This window comes from Apilactobacillus xinyiensis (genome assembly GCF_019656235.1).
GTDB classification, from domain to species: domain Bacteria; phylum Bacillota; class Bacilli; order Lactobacillales; family Lactobacillaceae; genus Apilactobacillus; species Apilactobacillus xinyiensis.
Map to the genome: position 1 here is coordinate 14,647 of NZ_BPLL01000003.1, position 17,139 is coordinate 31,785.

Here is a 17,139-nt window from a genome sequence, read left to right on the forward strand (position 1 = left end):
CTTATAATTCTTCAGAAATAACGTTTTGGTTAGTGAAAATATCAATACTACCTGCTATGTGAATAGCTGCCTCAGCAATTTTTCTAGCTGACATGTTTTGAGCATGGTGTTTCATTGCTGTAGCAGCAGATAGTGCAAAGTTACCACCTGAACCAATCGCTAAGATGTCATCGTCAGGTTCAATTACTTCTCCAGAACCTGAAACCAATAGTAAATCTTTTTTATCTGCAACAATCAACAAAGCTTCTAGTTTTTGCAATTGTTGATCACCGCGCCATTCCTGAGCAAGCTTAACAGCTGCTTGTTTTAAATTGCCGCTAAATTCTTTTAATTTTCTTTCAAAACGCTCTTCTAAAGTAAATGCATCAGATACACTTCCGGCAAATCCTACTGCTACCTTGCCATCATATATTTTTCTAACCTTATGAGCGGTTCCTTTCATAATTACTTTTTCACCCATGGTTACTTGACCATCTCCGGCCATTGCAATATGACCATTATGTCTAACTGCACATATAGTTGTGGCTTCAAATTTAATTGGCATTTTAAACTGGCTCCTTTTTATTTTGATCTAGGAAAGTATTTCATGTAATCCTTTAATAAATGTTCTTTAGTCACATGAGTATATATTTGAGTTGTGGATAAACTGCTATGACCTAGTAGTTCTTGCACACTTCTTAAGTCTGCACCATTATCTAACATTTGTGTAGCAAATGTATGTCTTAACATATGGGGATGAATGTTAGCGGTTAAAGAAGTTCTTTTTATAATTTCATTCATTATATATTCAATTCCTCTAACTGTTAACTGATTCCCATTATTATTAATAAAAAGATAATCGTGATGTTTTTTATGTTTATCCATAATTGGTATTCTACAATTTTTTTCATACAAATCAATTAATATTCTTATATATTTACTGAAAGGAATGTTTCGTTGCTTATTTCCTTTACCTATAATTATCATAATCCTATTTTCTTTATCTATGTCGGAAATTTTTAAATTAGAACACTCACTAACTCTAATTCCAGTAGCGTATAAAATTTCTAAGATTAAACTGTTGCGATAGTTTAAATCATTTCTTTTACCTTTTTTAGCAGCTTTAAATAGCTCTTTTATTTCTTCTTTATAAAAAAATTTAGGTAATTTATTTTTATCTCTACTTAAATAAACAAATTCAAATGGATTATTAACTATTAAATTTTTCTTTATTAGGTAATTATAAAAATTTTTAATTGATGATACTTTACGGTAGATAGTATTTTTACTATCACTTTTTATAGTTTCTAGATATGTTTCTACATCTAAATTATCTATTTCTATTAAATTATTGGTTCCATTTTCAATGTTTATTTTTTCAAATTCAGATAAGTCATTAGAATAAGCTAAAATAGTATTTTTAGAATATTGCTTTTCACTCTTTAAATATGTGATATAATTTTTTATTGCTTTTTTCATTTTATTTAATTAGTTAAAGTAACTGTTAACATTTATAATTAAATAAAAAATCTTAAAAAGATTTCTCTTAATTAAGATTTTTTATTTTTGAACTTTTTCTTCATAGTCACCATTAGGACAAATAACTTGCACTCCGCCCTTTATTTTCTTTTCAACTAAGAAATGACCATCTTTTGGACAGTTCCTACCAATTGGTTTATCCCATGAAACAAATTCACATTCAGGATATCTAGAACATCCATAAAATAAACGGTTACGTTTAGATTTCCTTTCTATAACTTCACCTTTACCACAGGTAGGACAGACTACCCCTATTTTTTTAACGATTGCTTGCGTATTACGACAATCTGGGAATCTAGAACATGCGTAAAACTTACCATACTTACCCATTTTAATAACCATTGGTGAACCACATATTTCACAATCAAAACCTGCTGGTTCATCTTTAATTTGTACACTAGCCATATTAATTTCAGCATTTGAAACTTCTTTAGAAAATGGTTGATAGAAATTATCAATAATTTCTACCCAGTTACGCTTAGCTTCTTCAATTTCATCCAATTCTTGTTCTAGTTTAGCTGTAAAATCGATATTAATTATATCAGCAAAATAATTTTCAATAATCTTATTTACGATTTCACCTAATTCAGTTGGTTCAAAACGACGACCTACTAATTTAACATAATATCTTTTTTGGATAGTGCCTAAAGTAGGTGCATAAGTTGAAGGACGGCCTACACCATTCTCTTCAAGTGTTTTGATTAAATTAGCTTCACTATATCTTGCTGGTGGTTGAGTAAAATGTTGATCTGGATTTGTTTGTAATAAATCAATATTATCTCCTTCAACAATGTCAGGTAAAATATTATCCTTTTCATTGTTACCACCATAGACTTTTAAGAATCCTTCAAAGTTAAGTTTAGATCCATTTGATCTAAAAAGAACTCCATTTTGTTCAATATCTACAGCCATAGTATCCATGATTGCTGGTGTCATTTGACTAGCAACAAAACGACACCAAATCAAGTTATAAAGTCGATATTGTTCTTTGCTTAAATAATCCTTCAAAGAATCAGGTGTTCTAAAAACTGACGTTGGTCTAATAGCTTCATGCGCATCTTGAGCACCTTCAGGAAGTTTACCCTTGATAGGCTTAGTAGCTGCATATTCCGCTCCAAAATTTTCATGTAAAAATTGTGAAGCCTCATGTTTAGCAATTGCGGAAATTCTAGTCGAATCAGTACGCATATAGGTAATTAAACCTTGATTGCCTTCTTTACCGATGTTAATACCTTCATACAATTGTTGAGCAGCCATCATAGTTTTACCCGTTTTAAAGTTTAACTTACGGTTAGCATCTTGCTGCATCGTACTGGTTGTAAAAGGAACTTGTGGTTGTCGTTTACGTTGTTTTTTAACCACTTTTTTAACATTAAACGGTTTTTTAGTATCAATTTTGGATAAAACAGATTTAACGTCTTCATTATTGTGTAAATCCATTTTTTTATTATTTAAGCCATAAAAGTTAGATTTAAATTTATTTTTGTCTTTCGACATCATGGATTCAATAGTCCAGTATTCTTCTGGATTAAATGACTTGATTGCACGTTCTCTTTGAATAATTAACCACAATGCGATTGATTGAACTCGTCCAGCACTCAAGCCCTTCTTAACTTTTTTCCACAATAACGGTGAAATTGAATAACCAACCAGACGGTCCAAAACTCTTCGTGCTTGTTGCGCGTTTACTAAGTTCATATCAATTGTTCTAGGATGCTTAAAAGCATCTTTAACTGCATCTTTAGTTATTTCATGAAACGCAACTCTATTTTTATCATTAACATCTAAACCTAATAAGTAAGACAAATGCCAAGCAATTGATTCTCCTTCACGGTCCGGGTCAGAAGCTAAATATACAGCTTTAGCCTTCTTAGCTTCTGCTTTTAAAGCTTTAATCGTATCACCCTTTCCACGAATAGAAATGTAATGTGGGGCATAATCATTTTCCACATCAACACCCATTTTACTTTTAGGCAAATCTCTAACATGACCCTTACTAGCGACAACTTTATAAGTTCGGCCTAAATATTTTTGAATAGTTTTAGCCTTAGTGGGCGATTCCACTATTACTAACTTTTTCTTAGTGCTACGTTTTCTTTTTTTAGTTGTTGTAGCCATTAATATCCCTCATTTTAATATTGAAATTCTTCGACTATGTCTTTAAAACTTAAAACTGGTTTTGCACCAGCTAAAATCAAATCATTACATCCCTTAGACATAATATCATTAATTCTGCCAGGAATAGCAAAAACTTCCCGATTGTTCTGTAAAGCTAAGTTAGCAGTAATTAAGCTACCAGAATGAGATTTAGCTTCAACCACCAATACTCCTCTAACTAGAGTAGCAATAATTCGATTGCGATCTGGAAAGTGAAACTTAGCAGTGGACGTATCTAACGGATATTCAGTCATCACTAAGTGGTTTTTTGATATATAATCCTGCAATTCTTGATTTTCAGCAGGATAGTATTTATCTAACCCAGTGCCTATAACCGCTATCGTACTACCTCCACTAGCAATAGTACACTGATGGCTTAATTTATCAACCCCTTGAGCAAGACCAGAAACAATAGCAAAATCTAATCTAACACAATCAGGTAATATACTTTGCAAAGCTTGGATAGCATATTTAGTATGCTTTCTAGACCCAACAACTCCTAGTAGTTTTGAATGGTTCATCAACTGTTTATCACCTTGATAGAACAAAATATTAGGTGGTAAATATCCCTCTTTCAAAGCAATTGGATAGTCAGTATCAACAATCGAAATGTATTTACAAAATTTCAAATTTTTATTTAATCTTATATACATAGCATGACTGTTAAAGTCACCAATAAATATTTTAGCATTTTTAACGTTCAACTGGGCTATTTGAGCAATTATTTTTGCATTTAAATCTTCAAAACAAACTGATTTTTGGTTTTTATGCATCCATTGGTAAAATTTGTGCTCACCGCTAATTCCAATCCCTTTAGATATTCTTAGCTTTAATAAAAGTAATTTGATTTTTTCGATATTCATCATAATCTCCTATATATATTTTATGATGATATACGTATTTTAATTATTTATTATTTTAGTAACTGGACTAAACGTTTTTCTATGAATAGGTGTCGCACCGAATTCTTTCAATGCTGATAAATGCTTCTTTGTGCCATAACCAGCATTATGAATGAAATCGTACTCCGGATACATTTGTGCATATTTATCCATTAAATTATCACGATACACTTTAGCTACAATGCTAGCAGCCGAAATTGAAATACTTTTAGCATCACCTTTAATTAATTTAGTTTGATGAATTGGTAAATCTATATCCATCGCATCAACTATAATTTCATCTGGTTTAACCTCTAAATTATTTACTGCTTGTTTCATCGCAACTCTAGTGGCTTCATATATGTTAATTTTATCGATTAAATGGTTATCTGCTATACCAATTCCATAAGCAATACATTCATTAAGAATTTTATCATATAGTAATTGTCTAATTTTAGGACTCAATTGCTTAGAATCATTAACCTGATACAGATCAAAATCATGTGGCAAAATAATTGCACAACTAACAACTGGGCCAGCTAACGGTCCTCGACCTACTTCGTCTACTCCAGCAACCATATTTTTACCTTGGCGCCAGAAATTGTTTTCATAATTGAAACGTTTTTTAAATTCGTTTTTTAATTGATTTAATTTGTTAATTTGGACTTGCTTAGCTTTTAATAACTTTTGCACTCCAACCCTAGAATCACTCTGTAAATCAACCAAAAACGAATCATCTAAATTATTTATACTTACTAACTTGGCTTTAATTTCGCTAATTGTTAACTTACTCATTATCATCAACGTCCGATAAATCATCTAGTGTAATTCTACCTAACTTGCCTCTTCTAAAATCTAAGATGATTCGATTAGAAGCTCGTTCATAATCATCACGCATCCCAACTTTGTCAGTTATTCTAAGTAATAAGTCAACATCGCTAAGTTCAAAGTCTTGATCATTAAGTTTATATCGCGTAATAAGTGATTCTTTGCAATTATTTCTAAAAATAGATAGTGCAAATAAGGCAACATCATCACTATGATAAATACTATCCTTGACAGCACCTGATAATGCTAACTTGTTAGCAATTGTTTCATTTTGAAATTTGGGCCATAAAATGCCGGGAGTATCTAGCAATTCCAAATCTTTACTGGAACGTAACCATTGTTGTCCTTTAGTAACTCCTGGACGATTTCCCACTTGAGCTGCACGTTTTTTGACTACTTGATTTAATAAAGTTGATTTACCAACGTTAGGCACACCTACACAAATTGCTCTAAGAGAATCGTTTTTCATTCCTTTAGCTTTGTTAGCCTCAATTTTGTCAGCTAAAACATGCTTAACAATTTTCGTTAGATAATTTCCGGTTGTGTTTTGTTTTGAATCAACTGATATTGCATAATTACCTTGCTCTTTAAAAAATTTAATCCAATTTTCAGTTTGCTGTTTATCCGCTAAATCTGCTTTAGTAAGTATCATTAAATGCGGTTTACCATTACTTATTCGCTTTACCTCAGGATTAATAGAACTATATGGACATCTAGCATCAACTAATTCTAAGACAATATCAACCAAATGAATATTTTCCTCAAATTGCCTTATTGCTTTAGCCATATGTCCTGGAAACCATTGAATTCTTGAACTCATTATAAATTACTCCTATCATATTTTAAGATATTTAAACAAAAATAAACCTATGTAAATAGGTTTACTTGATTAATTGCTAGAAAGCAAATATTTTTGCCAAGCATCATCAAAAACCGTCATGCTTGGTAAATAACTACTATTTTCTTCTAGATATTCAGATATTTCTTCAAAATCAGTAGATTGTTTGGGAAATGATTGATCCAAAAAAGCGTTGTTAGCAAACTCAGCGATTGGATCATAACTATTTTCATTTCTTTCACTCATTAAATATTGATAAAAACTTCTATGCATTTAATTTTCCTCTTGAACTATTTTGGAATTAAAACTTGAAATTTAAAATCACCATTACCATTCATATCAATTTTAGTAGTTCGATATGATAAATTATCTTTGCTACCAAAATCATTAACATTTAGAATAATTTTACTATTTTTACTATCAAGTTTTACCCAATTAGGGATTTTATAGTTTCGACTGACATATGATAGCACAAATCTAGGTGGAATATTAAGTTTTCCAATTTCCAATCCATCAGCATCTAATTGAATGTTCCCATCACTAAGTAATTTAGGTTTTAAAGCTAAAACATATTTAATTTTGGATCCTAATATTTTGATATTGCCATATACATAAGCTCGATCTGTAACTACAAACTTATAATCCATTTTATCGTTGCTAGAAGATTGAACTTTTTCCAAGTAATAAGTTGATAGCGCATTTAATTGTTGCTTATTTAAGCCAACTGTTATAGGTGTTGCATCACTATCATATTTTTGAGTTGAAACAGTTTTATTTTCATTAACAGGAGTGCTATTTACGCTAAACCATAAAAAACCAATACCAAATAAAATAGCTAAAATTAATAAGAAAAATAAGTATTTAAAAATGTTGAATCTTTTTTTGCGCATTTCATTTCACCAGCTTAAAGTTTAATTAAATTTTTCATTGCTTTTAATAACCTTAAATAAATTATTAGTCATTACGTCATAGCCAGCATCATTAGGATGAAAATTATCTTTATCAGATAAATAGTCATTTATTTCTTTACTGTCAGATTCTTCACGGCTAAAATCTTTTACATTGAAATTACTATGTTTAGCATCTTTTAAAAGTGATTTTCGTTGCTCTTCAGTCTTGAACTGTCCATAGGTTAAAGAGTTAATATCTACATAATGACATGCCTTATAGTCATTAGCTGTAGTACTATTTATTAAGTTTAACTTATTAACATAGTCAGTTATTTTATCGACATTGGCAAAGTACACATACAAAGGATTATAAACACCAAACAAATATATGTTGCAATTATGATTATATTGTTTAATTGAATGTAAAAGTTTGTTTAAGTTGATTTGATAAGTATCTAAAGCTTTCGTCATATTCTTTCTAAAAGTATTTTTGTTGGAAATCAGAGCGTTTTTTTGTAGCGCTTGTAACAAATCGTTACCTCCAACTGTAATGACTACTATATTAGCATTTTTAATATCTTGTTGAATATTTTTTTTATTTAAAACACGTTGATTGATTTGGTCACTGCGTTCTCCTGCAATTCCATAGTTTTTAACATTTAAATCAATTCCTAAACGATCATCAAATAATTGCTTAATTCTAGGAACATAACCACCGTTATTACTAACGTCACCTACACCTTGCGTTAATGAATCACCGATAGCAACTAAATTCATTGACTTTACAACATGTTGACTATCATTTGATTGTTCAATTTTATTAACGTGATGAACATTTTTATTATTAATATTAATAGAAAAGTATGCTAATAAGGCAATACATGATATTGCTATTAAGCAAAGATATTTTATAATTCGTTTCAAAATATTCACCTACAAATATTATTTTATTTTTGTAAAAACTTCAAAGGTAAACGGATAAGGATTCTTTTCATCTATTTTTCCAGGGGTGGATTTAATAAGTTCAAAGTTATCATAGTTAATGTCGGGCATTTTTACATCACCAATAAAAGCATGCTCAATAACAGTTTTATATAGTCTATCAGCATATGGTAATAACTGTTGGAATATATTAGCTCCACCTACTACGAAGATTTCTTCAGTAGTATGATTTTTCGCATATTCTAAAAATTTGTTTATATTATGCAATACTAAAACACTATCATCATTAATATTTTTTGAACTTGTTAAAACTATGTTCTTTCGATTAGGTAAAGGACGTCCAAAACTCAAATAAGTTTTACGACCTGCTAAAATTGTTTTACCTGTGGTGGTATTTTTAAAGTATTTCATATCAGCAGGTAAATGCCATGGTAAATGACCATCTTTACCAATAACATGATTCATGTCTTCAGCCCATAAAAAAGAAACCATTGTCGTTTTCTCCTTAAAATTTATTAAACCGCTACTGGAGCTTTAATTGGTCCATCAGGGTTATAATCAATAACTTTGATATCGTCCATATCATAATCAAAAATGCTATTTTTATCTGGATTAAGCCATAGCTTAGGTGGGTTCTTAGGAGTTCGACTTAATTGTTCTTTAACTTGATTAATATGGTTAGAATAAATATGTGCATCACCTAAAGTATGAATAAATTCGCCTGGCTTTAAGCCTACTTCTTTAGCAATAAGTGAAGTTAACAATGCATAACTAGCGATATTAAATGGAACTCCTAAGAAAATATCGCCTGAACGTTGATATAATTGACAGCTTAATTTACCATCATTTACATAAAATTGAAACATTGTATGACAAGGAGGTAAAGCCATAGAAGGAACATCTTCTGGATTCCAGGCTGAAACAATTAAACGTCTTGAATTAGGCTTTTCTTTAATATCTTTGATTACATTTTTAATTTGATCAATGGTTTCACCAGTAGATGTTTTCCAATTACGCCATTGACTACCATATACCAAACCTAAATCACCATATTTTTCACTAAATTTTTCATCAGATAAAATTTTATTACAAAATATTTTCTTTTGATCAAGGTATATTTTTTTAAATTCAGCATCATTAGCAGCCCTACGACCAAAATCAGTCATATCTGGTCCATCATATTCATCAGAGTCAACATAGTTCTTAAAAGCCCATTCATCCCATATATGATTTTTATGCTCTAACAAGTACTTGATATTGGTATCACCCTTTAAAAACCATAATAATTCACTTTTAATTAAACCAAACGGTACTTTTTTAGTAGTTAACAGTGGAAAGCCTGCACTTAAATCAAAACGCATTTGATATCCAAAGGTGCTAATGGTTCCAGTTCCAGTCCGGTCACCTTTAACATGACCATTATCTAACACATATTTTTCTAAGTTTAAATAAGCATCTTCTAACATAATAAGCTCCAATTCATTTTAATCATCTACATATTGACTTAAATATTCCCAACGCTTCATTTTAGCATCAGATTCAGCAGTGTTTTTATCTAACTTAGCTTGCAAATCAGCTAATTTATCGTAATCACCACCGTTTTTAAGCATCATACTTTGCAATTCTGTACGTTCTTGATCTAATTTATCAATATCATCTTCAATATGTTTCCATTCTAATTGTTCAGCATAGGTTAATTTCTTTTTATCATTATCTTTGGATTTTGTCGTTGCTTCATTTTTATTTTCTTGTACAGGTTTTTGTTTAGCAACATTATTAGAACGTTTATTATTGCGTTGTTCATTTAATAAATCGGTAAATTTACCAACGTGCTCAGAAATTTTAGCATTACCCTCAAAAATTAATAAACGATCTGCTACTTTATCCAAGAAATAACGATCATGTGAAACCGTGATTACAGTTCCACTAAAATGATCAATATAATCTTCTAAAACCGTTAATGTTGATATATCTAAATCGTTTGTAGGCTCATCTAATAATAAAACATTAGGTTGCTGCATTAATAGTTTCAATAAATATAAGCGACGTTTTTCACCACCAGATAGTTTTCTGATTAAAGTTCCATGCATAAACTTAGGGAATAAAAATTGCTCTAGTAGCTCAGTAACACTCACTTGATTGCCATCTTTATCTGTAACATGTTGGCCAACTTCACTTAGATAGTTGATTACTCTTTTATCGTCTGGAATATTTTCAGTCTGTTGAGTGTAATAACCTAATTTTACTGTTTCACCAATATCAATTATTCCAGAATCCAGTGGTATTTTTTGAGCAATTACATTTAAAAGCGTAGTCTTACCAGCACCATTTTCACCACTAATTCCAATTCTTTCAACACCTTGAATCAGTACATTAAAATCTTTTAGAATTTGTTTATTATCAATTCTAAGATTGGCATCTTTGATTTTGATAACTTTTTTACCTAGTCTTTGCTGACCTAATGAAATATCAACGTCTTTATCAACTTGTAAGTTACCTACATTGTCTTTTAAATCATTAAAACGGTTGATTCTAGCTTGTTGTTTAGTAGAACGAGCCTTAGCACCCTTTTTCATCCAAGCAAGTTCTTGTTTATAAAGTTGATGTTTTTTGTGTTCTGACTCTACTTCACGATCAACTCGTTCAGCTTTTTGACCCACATAGTCCTGATAGTTACCTAAGTATTTATATAGTTTGCCAAATGATAGTTCCCAAATGTTATTTACTACTTCGTCTAAAAAGTATCTATCATGTGTGACTAATAAAAGTGCACCTTTATACTTCGATAAATGATCTTGTAACCAATAAATAGAATCAAAATCTAAATGGTTTGTTGGTTCATCTAAAATTAATAAATCAGGAGATTGAATTAGGACTTGTGCTAATCCCACTCTACGTTTTTGTCCTCCCGATAAAGTGCTAACCTTTTGATTCATATTATCAATTTTTAATTGAGTCAAAATAGTTTTAACATCACTTTCAGCTGTCCAAGCGTTTTCCTCATTCATCTTAGCTTCAGCTTCTAAGTATTGACGTTCTATTTTACTATCATTAGGATTTTGAGAATATTTATCTAACATTTGTTCATATCTTCTAATGGCATTAAAAATATCTTGGCTACCTGCAAATACAGCATCTAGAACCGTTAAGCTTTCGTCTAAATTAGGATCTTGTTTTAAATAACCAATACTATAAGTTTTAGAAGTTATAATTTCACCGGTAGAGTCGTGATCAGCTCCTGAAATAACATTTAATAGGGATGTTTTCCCACTACCATTAGTTCCAATTAAGCCAATACGATCATGTTCGTTAATGATGAAATCTAAATCCTTAAATAAAGTTTTTTCACCATATGTTTTAGTTAATTTTTCAGCACGTAAAGTCTGCAAACAACTCACTCTTTCAACAATTTTTTTGTATATTCAATAATACTGTTTTTGTTATTAGGCAATTTACCATTCACAATATTTAATTCAATTCCACTTAAAACCTTACCAATCATTGGACCTGGTTTTACTAAGTTTAATTTCATTAGTTGAGAACCATCAATTTCGATTTCTTTTTTATGCTTCACAGTCAACTTTGCATAGTTTTGCATAACTTTAATTTCATTGATGTCTATAGATAAGCATTTAGCTATCTTAAGTGTTTGTCTAAGTAAATCTTCACCTGTATGATACATAATCATATTGTTAAGGCTTTGCGATTCTATAGCTTTCAAAGCTTTAACCATTGTTAAGACATTAGAAATAAGTTTGTTAGATGTTTTCCATGCCTTTAAAAAAGATTTAATTTGTTGTTCACCTAACTTAAATTGAAAACAAATCAATGTCCATACTTGCTCTTCAGATTGCAAATTTAAATCTTTAAAATTTAAAAGATTTGCAAAAGAATCTAAATAATCATGAAAACCAGGAATGTATTCAACTAAATGTGTTTTAAGCATATCACTAATACCTTTTAAAGGATTTTGCCCTAACATCATTTTAACAAACTCTGTATGAATTCTTTCTACCGCAATTTTAGATAATAGTTCACTATGGTTAGATATAGCTTCAAGTGTGTGTACTTCAATACTAAAATCTAATTTACTAGCAAAACGAACTGCACGCATCATACGTAAAGCATCTTCATTAAAACGTTCTTCCGGATTACCAACTGCCTTAATTAATTTACTGTTCAAATCAGATAAGCCATTAAATAAATCAATTATTTGTCCGTTTTCTTTCATAGCTAGAGCATTGATTGTAAAATCACGACGTTTCAAATCTTCAGATAATGACCTTACAAAAGTAACCTTGTCAGGTCTTCGATAGTCTTGATAACCTGATTCAGTCCTAAATGTAGTAATTTCATAACCATTACCATGATCTAAAACCATTACGGTTCCATGCTCAATCCCTGTATCAACAGTATGTTTAAATATATGCTTAATTTCTGCAGGATAAGCACTAGAAGCAATATCTACATCATGAATTTCATCACCTAATATAGTATCTCTAACACTTCCACCTACAAAATAAGCTTCAAAACCTGCATTTTCAATGTTTTGCATAATTGGTCTAGCAATTTCAAACTCTTGTGGTAAATTTTTAATCTGCATTGTAAAGCCTCATTTAAAAGTTCTATATAATTTAATATTAACAGATTGATATTAATTGAAACAATAAAAAATCCAAATTTCAGAACTAAATCATTCATAAAATCTGGATTTTAAAAACTATTATCGATATTCTTCTAAAAGCATAGCCATCTCATCATCAGAAGGAACTAAAGAAACATACTTATTTAGTAGGGAAATAGTTTGCTGTAAATTACCATATTCCCTAAAAAATAGCGCTGCTGTTTTTAAAAAACTAGGCATTTCATTAAAGTATGGAATTGCAGCTAGATAATACTTATTAGCATTTACTAAATCATCCTCATGATCATAAGATGATGCTAAATTCCAATAAAATTGTGGATCAATTTGATCATCTTTCATGTATGAACTAATTAAATCTATATTTTCATCGTATCGTTCTTGTTTAACCAATAGATTAGATAATTCTAGTGCAATTGAAATATCTTCTGGATCAATAGATATGCCCTTTCTAAGGTATCTTTCAGCCTGCTCTTCATCAGCTAATTTCAAGGATAATTTTGCGGCTATTACATATAATCTTTCATTATATTCATCTACACTTAATCCTTCTTGGGCTACTTTTAATGCTTCGTCATCTTTGTGTTGAGCACTTAAAGCATTTGCTAAATATGGATATAAAGTTGCATATTGTGAATCTGTGTCTCTTAAATCTTTAAATATTTCTATTGATTTTGCATAATTTTTCAACTGTAAATAAGTAAAAGCCGTTTCAAATTTAACATCTGGAGTCATATCAATTGTTTTAATCTGTTCTAAGTACCCAATAGCATGGTCAAACTTACCATCATTAGCATAAGCAATTCCAATTCTTTCAACTAAATTAACCGCTGATATATTAGTAATTCCTTGTTTAATTAAATTTAGGTATAAAGGAATTGCTTTATTAAAATTACCCATAACAAAATATAATTCAGCCAAAGCAAACGTTATTACACTTTCTTCAGGATCAATTTTTTTGGCTTCTAACAATTTTTCAGTACTAACTTCAAACATTCCTTGAGTTTGATATAAATCTGCTTGTACCATCAAAGATTGGACATATGCATCAGATGTAGGTTTTATTTCACTTAAATAACTTAATGCAGTATCAACGTGTCCTTCACCAATTAAAATATCTGCCAAATTGGTTCTTAACTCGTCTTCATCCGGATATTTACTTAACATTTTTATATATATTTCCTTAGATTTATCTGAAAAACCCAATGAATATAATTCTTCAGCTAATGAATAAATTAAATCATCGCTATCGTTTTTTAAGGCTAGTTCATAGTTCTCATTAAATTCATTTAATTTTCCTTGTTCTAAAAAATCTAATGCTTTTTGGGAATAACTCATTAATTTGCCTCCTATATTTAGGCTTAAATAATTAATAATAAAAAAACCAGCCCGACAAATTGCCGTGCTGGAGTTTATTTAGTACAAAACAAATGCTTATTTAACAGCATCCTTTAAAGCTTTACCTGGTTTAAATGCAGGTACTTTGCTTGCAGGAATTTGAATTTCTGCACCAGTTTGTGGGTTACGACCCTTACGAGCGGCACGATCACGTACTTCGAAGTTACCGAAACCGATTAATTGTACTTTTTCGCCTTTAGCTAATTTTTCTTCAACTGAACTAAAAACTGCATCAACAGCAGCTGTTGCGTCTTTTTTAGTTAAGCCAGTTTTAGTTGCTACATCACTAACTAATTCTGCTTTGTTAGCCATATATTTCACCTCCCAAAAAGATAGGATTAAACATAGTTAAACATAAAACTATGTTATCACATGTATTAAAGTTATCACATGAAGCCCGCTAGTGCAATGATTTAATCAACATTTTAAGTTATTTTCGACTTCTTGGAATAATTTTTAAAGGTGTTCCTGTAAAATCATAATATTTTCTAATTTGGTTTTCTAAATATCGAACGTATGAGAAATGCATAAGTTCTACATCATTGACAAATACAACGATTGTAGGCGGAGCGGTTTTAACTTGTGTAGCATAATAAATTCTTAGCTTACGACCTTTAATACTTGGTGTAGGTGTTATTGCAATAGCATCCATAATAACATCATTTAAGCTAGAAGATGATATACGTCTGCCATGATTATCATAAACTGTTTTAATTAATGCTGGTAATTTAGCTAAACGTTGCTTAGTTAAAGCTGAAACAAATAGTATCGGCGCATATGATAGATATTGAAATTCAGCTCTAATTGCAGCTTCAAATTCCCGCTGTGTAGAATTAGTCTTTTTAAGTGTATCCCATTTATTAACTAAAATTATAACTCCCTTACCGGCATCATGTGCATAACCAGCAATACGCTTATCCTGCTCTCTTATACCTTCTTCAGCATTTAAAACTACTAAGGCAATGTTACTGTTATCAATTGCCTTCATAGCTCGCATAACTGAATAACGTTCAGTATTTTCATATACTTTACCACGTTTTCGAAGACCTGCAGTATCAACCATGGTGAATTCTTGACCATCATCTACAAATTTAGTATTAATTGCATCTCTAGTGGTTCCTGAAACATCAGAAACAATAACTCTTTCTTCACCTAAAATAGCATTAACTAATGATGACTTACCAACATTTGGCCTTCCAATTAAACTAAATCTAATACTGTTGTCTTCTTTGTCATCCTGTTGTTCACTAAAGTTATCAATAACTTGATCTAATAAATCACCTAAGCCAATTCCATGTGCACCGGAAATAGCGTATGGATCACCAAAGCCAAGTGAATAGAAATCATAAATATCAGCACGACTTTCAAGATTATCGATTTTATTTACAGCTAATACAACCGGCTTATTTGAACGATAAAGAATTTTAGCAATATTCTCATCAGCATTAGTAATGCCTTCTTTACCATTAACCATAAATATAATAACATCTGCTTCTTCTATAGCAATTTCCGCTTGTGCCGTTATTTGTTTAACAAAAGGTTGATCACCTATTTCAATTCCACCAGTATCAATAATGCTAAATTCATGACCGACCCAGTCTCCATGAGCATATATTCTATCTCTAGTAACCCCTGGTGTATCTTCAACTATAGATATTCTTTCACCAACAACACGATTAAATATAGTTGATTTACCTACATTAGGTCTTCCAACAATCGCAACAACGGGTAATCCCATGTTTTATCCCCATTTCTTTATATTAATAAAAAAATTATCCTTCTAATTAAAAGAAGGATAATTCAAAAAATAATTTTTAGTCTAATTTCTTACCAACAATATCACCTAAAGTGAAACCTTTTTCTTCTTCAGGAGCATTATCAGTTGATTTATCACTAACTACTTTTTTAGTAGCATCTTTTTTAGAATCATTGCCTTCTGGTTCTGGTTCCAAAGCCTTCATTGATAATGCTAAACGATGTTCTTCTGGTTGAATGTTTAAAATCTTAGTTTGAACATTTTGACCAACTTTTAAAACATCAGCGGGAGTATCAACATGTTTATGTGAAATTTGTGAAATGTGAACTAATCCTTCAACACCTGGCATTACTTCCACAAAAGCACCAAAATCAACAAGACGTTTTACTGTACCTTCAACAACATCGCCTTCATTGAATTTATCTTCAACTTGATCCCATGGTTGTGGTTCAGTTTGTTTAATTGAAAGTGAAATACGTCCACGTTCTTCATCAAGTTTTAAGACCTTAACCTTAACTTCTTGACCCACTGACAATACGTCAGAAACTTTGTTAACACGATCATATGAAATTTCTGAAATGTGAACTAATCCATCAACGCCACCTAAGTCAACAAAAGCACCAAAGTTAGTTAATCTAGCAACTTTGCCTTCAACAACGTCACCTTCATTAAGTTCACTCATAACCTTTTCTCTAGCAGCTGCTTGTTGTTTTTCAACTACTTCGCTGTGAGATAAAATTAAACGATTTTCTTCTGGAACAATTTCAACAATTTTGCATTCAAATTCTTGACCATTGTATTGTTTTAAATTACTTACAAAATGGTTAGCAATCATTGATGCTGGAATAAATCCTCTAACACCATCAACATTAACAACTAAACCACCTTTTACATTTCTAGTAACTTTAGCGTTAACAACAACGTCATTATTTTCATCAAATTTAGCTTTTAAATCATCCCATACTTTAAGTGCTTCTAAACGACGGATAGATAGTAAGAAACTACCGCCTTCTTTATCGTCACCAATACGTGAGATAACAACAACTTTAACTTTGTCGCCAACTTTAAATTGAGATCTTACATCTTCAACTGGTTGTGATGATAATTCTTTACGTGGAATTACACCTTCAACCCCGGCATTTTCAATACCAACAACAACTTGTTGGTCATTATCAATAGCTAAAACTTCACCATTAACAACGCTTCCTACTGTAACTTGAGGAACACTATCCAATGCTTCTAATAAATCTTTGTTTGTATTTTCTTCACTCATCCCAAAATTCCTCCTT

17 protein-coding genes are annotated in these 17,139 nt (G+C 30.8%); all 17 read right to left on the bottom strand.

Going from position 1 to position 17,139, the window contains the following annotated elements:
* Window position 1 precedes the first annotated feature (1 nt).
* The 17 genes from hslV to rpsA all read right to left on the bottom strand — a co-directional run bounded on the left by hslV (window position 2) and on the right by rpsA (window position 17,123).
* Window positions 2–544 carry an ATP-dependent protease subunit HslV gene (gene hslV, locus K5Q11_RS01415; protein ID WP_220750971.1) on the bottom strand — a complete coding sequence of 181 codons (543 nt, stop codon included), beginning with the start codon at window positions 542–544 and terminating at the stop codon, window positions 2–4.
* Between the two features lie 17 nt (window positions 545–561).
* The gene (gene xerA / locus K5Q11_RS01420; RefSeq protein WP_220750972.1) at window positions 562–1,458 is read right to left on the bottom strand and encodes a site-specific tyrosine recombinase/integron integrase; all 897 of its coding nucleotides are present in this window, start codon (window positions 1,456–1,458) and stop codon (window positions 562–564) included.
* 81 nt (window positions 1,459–1,539) lie between these two features.
* Entirely contained in the window at window positions 1,540–3,636 is a 2,097-nt protein-coding gene (topA, locus tag K5Q11_RS01425; RefSeq protein ID WP_220750973.1) for a type I DNA topoisomerase, read from the bottom strand.
* A 14-nt stretch (window positions 3,637–3,650) separates the two neighbouring features.
* On the bottom strand, window positions 3,651–4,538 hold the full coding sequence (gene dprA / locus K5Q11_RS01430) for a DNA-processing protein DprA (protein WP_220750974.1): 888 nt from the start codon (window positions 4,536–4,538) through the stop codon (window positions 3,651–3,653).
* Window positions 4,539–4,577: 39 nt separating this feature from the next.
* Window positions 4,578–5,351 carry a ribonuclease HII gene (gene rnhB / locus K5Q11_RS01435; protein ID WP_220750975.1) on the bottom strand — a complete coding sequence of 258 codons (774 nt, stop codon included), beginning with the start codon at window positions 5,349–5,351 and terminating at the stop codon, window positions 4,578–4,580.
* Window positions 5,344–6,204, bottom strand: coding sequence for a ribosome biogenesis GTPase YlqF (gene ylqF / locus K5Q11_RS01440; protein ID WP_220750976.1), 861 nt, complete (start codon window positions 6,202–6,204; stop codon window positions 5,344–5,346). Before ylqF ends, rnhB begins: the two co-directional genes overlap by 8 nt.
* Window positions 6,205–6,273: 69 nt before the next feature.
* Window positions 6,274–6,495, bottom strand: a complete 222-nt coding sequence (locus tag K5Q11_RS01445; RefSeq protein WP_220727809.1) for a YozE family protein — start codon at window positions 6,493–6,495, stop codon at window positions 6,274–6,276.
* A 17-nt stretch (window positions 6,496–6,512) separates the two neighbouring features.
* Window positions 6,513–7,112: a YpmS family protein gene (locus tag K5Q11_RS01450; protein ID WP_220750977.1), complete on the bottom strand. Its 600-nt coding sequence runs from the start codon at window positions 7,110–7,112 to the stop codon at window positions 6,513–6,515.
* A 21-nt stretch (window positions 7,113–7,133) separates the two neighbouring features.
* Entirely contained in the window at window positions 7,134–8,036 is a 903-nt protein-coding gene (locus tag K5Q11_RS01455; RefSeq protein ID WP_220750978.1) for a GDSL-type esterase/lipase family protein, read from the bottom strand.
* 18 nt (window positions 8,037–8,054) lie between these two features.
* Entirely contained in the window at window positions 8,055–8,546 is a 492-nt protein-coding gene (locus K5Q11_RS01460; RefSeq protein ID WP_220750979.1) for a dihydrofolate reductase, read from the bottom strand.
* A 23-nt stretch (window positions 8,547–8,569) separates the two neighbouring features.
* Window positions 8,570–9,520: a thymidylate synthase gene (locus K5Q11_RS01465; protein ID WP_220750980.1), complete on the bottom strand. Its 951-nt coding sequence runs from the start codon at window positions 9,518–9,520 to the stop codon at window positions 8,570–8,572.
* An 18-nt stretch (window positions 9,521–9,538) separates the two neighbouring features.
* Window positions 9,539–11,443 carry an ABC-F family ATP-binding cassette domain-containing protein gene (locus K5Q11_RS01470; protein ID WP_220750981.1) on the bottom strand — a complete coding sequence of 635 codons (1,905 nt, stop codon included), beginning with the start codon at window positions 11,441–11,443 and terminating at the stop codon, window positions 9,539–9,541.
* Window positions 11,444–11,448: 5 nt separating this feature from the next.
* Window positions 11,449–12,657 (bottom strand): CCA tRNA nucleotidyltransferase, encoded by a 1,209-nt coding sequence (locus tag K5Q11_RS01475; protein WP_220750982.1) that lies wholly within the window; start codon window positions 12,655–12,657, stop codon window positions 11,449–11,451.
* A 120-nt stretch (window positions 12,658–12,777) separates the two neighbouring features.
* A complete protein-coding gene (locus K5Q11_RS01480; protein WP_220750983.1) occupies window positions 12,778–14,034 on the bottom strand; it encodes a tetratricopeptide repeat protein in 1,257 nt (418 codons plus the stop codon).
* Window positions 14,035–14,130: 96 nt separating this feature from the next.
* Window positions 14,131–14,406, bottom strand: a complete 276-nt coding sequence (gene hbs, locus K5Q11_RS01485) for a non-specific DNA-binding protein Hbs (protein ID WP_220727801.1) — start codon at window positions 14,404–14,406, stop codon at window positions 14,131–14,133.
* A gap of 118 nt (window positions 14,407–14,524) precedes the next feature.
* The gene (der, locus tag K5Q11_RS01490) at window positions 14,525–15,832 is read right to left on the bottom strand and encodes a ribosome biogenesis GTPase Der (RefSeq protein WP_220727800.1); all 1,308 of its coding nucleotides are present in this window, start codon (window positions 15,830–15,832) and stop codon (window positions 14,525–14,527) included.
* 76 nt (window positions 15,833–15,908) lie between these two features.
* The gene (gene rpsA, locus K5Q11_RS01495) at window positions 15,909–17,123 is read right to left on the bottom strand and encodes a 30S ribosomal protein S1 (protein WP_220750984.1); all 1,215 of its coding nucleotides are present in this window, start codon (window positions 17,121–17,123) and stop codon (window positions 15,909–15,911) included.
* Between the last annotated feature and the right edge of the window lie 16 nt (window positions 17,124–17,139).

What these genes read in the sequence shown, in the direction of transcription:
- hslV (WP_220750971.1), bottom strand. Translation starts at nt 544, where the DNA reads ATGCCAATTAAATTTGAAGCCACAACTATATGTGCAGTTAGACATAAT.
- xerA (WP_220750972.1), bottom strand. Translation starts at nt 1,458, where the DNA reads ATGAAAAAAGCAATAAAAAATTATATCACATATTTAAAGAGTGAAAAG.
- topA (WP_220750973.1), bottom strand. Translation starts at nt 3,636, where the DNA reads ATGGCTACAACAACTAAAAAAAGAAAACGTAGCACTAAGAAAAAGTTA.
- dprA (WP_220750974.1), bottom strand. Translation starts at nt 4,538, where the DNA reads ATGAATATCGAAAAAATCAAATTACTTTTATTAAAGCTAAGAATATCT.
- rnhB (WP_220750975.1), bottom strand. Translation starts at nt 5,351, where the DNA reads ATGAGTAAGTTAACAATTAGCGAAATTAAAGCCAAGTTAGTAAGTATA.
- ylqF (WP_220750976.1), bottom strand. Translation starts at nt 6,204, where the DNA reads ATGAGTTCAAGAATTCAATGGTTTCCAGGACATATGGCTAAAGCAATA.
- K5Q11_RS01445 (WP_220727809.1), bottom strand. Translation starts at nt 6,495, where the DNA reads ATGCATAGAAGTTTTTATCAATATTTAATGAGTGAAAGAAATGAAAAT.
- K5Q11_RS01450 (WP_220750977.1), bottom strand. Translation starts at nt 7,112, where the DNA reads ATGCGCAAAAAAAGATTCAACATTTTTAAATACTTATTTTTCTTATTA.
- K5Q11_RS01460 (WP_220750979.1), bottom strand. Translation starts at nt 8,546, where the DNA reads ATGGTTTCTTTTTTATGGGCTGAAGACATGAATCATGTTATTGGTAAA.
- K5Q11_RS01465 (WP_220750980.1), bottom strand. Translation starts at nt 9,520, where the DNA reads ATGTTAGAAGATGCTTATTTAAACTTAGAAAAATATGTGTTAGATAAT.
- K5Q11_RS01475 (WP_220750982.1), bottom strand. Translation starts at nt 12,657, where the DNA reads ATGCAGATTAAAAATTTACCACAAGAGTTTGAAATTGCTAGACCAATT.
- K5Q11_RS01480 (WP_220750983.1), bottom strand. Translation starts at nt 14,034, where the DNA reads ATGAGTTATTCCCAAAAAGCATTAGATTTTTTAGAACAAGGAAAATTA.
- hbs (WP_220727801.1), bottom strand. Translation starts at nt 14,406, where the DNA reads ATGGCTAACAAAGCAGAATTAGTTAGTGATGTAGCAACTAAAACTGGC.
- der (WP_220727800.1), bottom strand. Translation starts at nt 15,832, where the DNA reads ATGGGATTACCCGTTGTTGCGATTGTTGGAAGACCTAATGTAGGTAAA.
- rpsA (WP_220750984.1), bottom strand. Translation starts at nt 17,123, where the DNA reads ATGAGTGAAGAAAATACAAACAAAGATTTATTAGAAGCATTGGATAGT.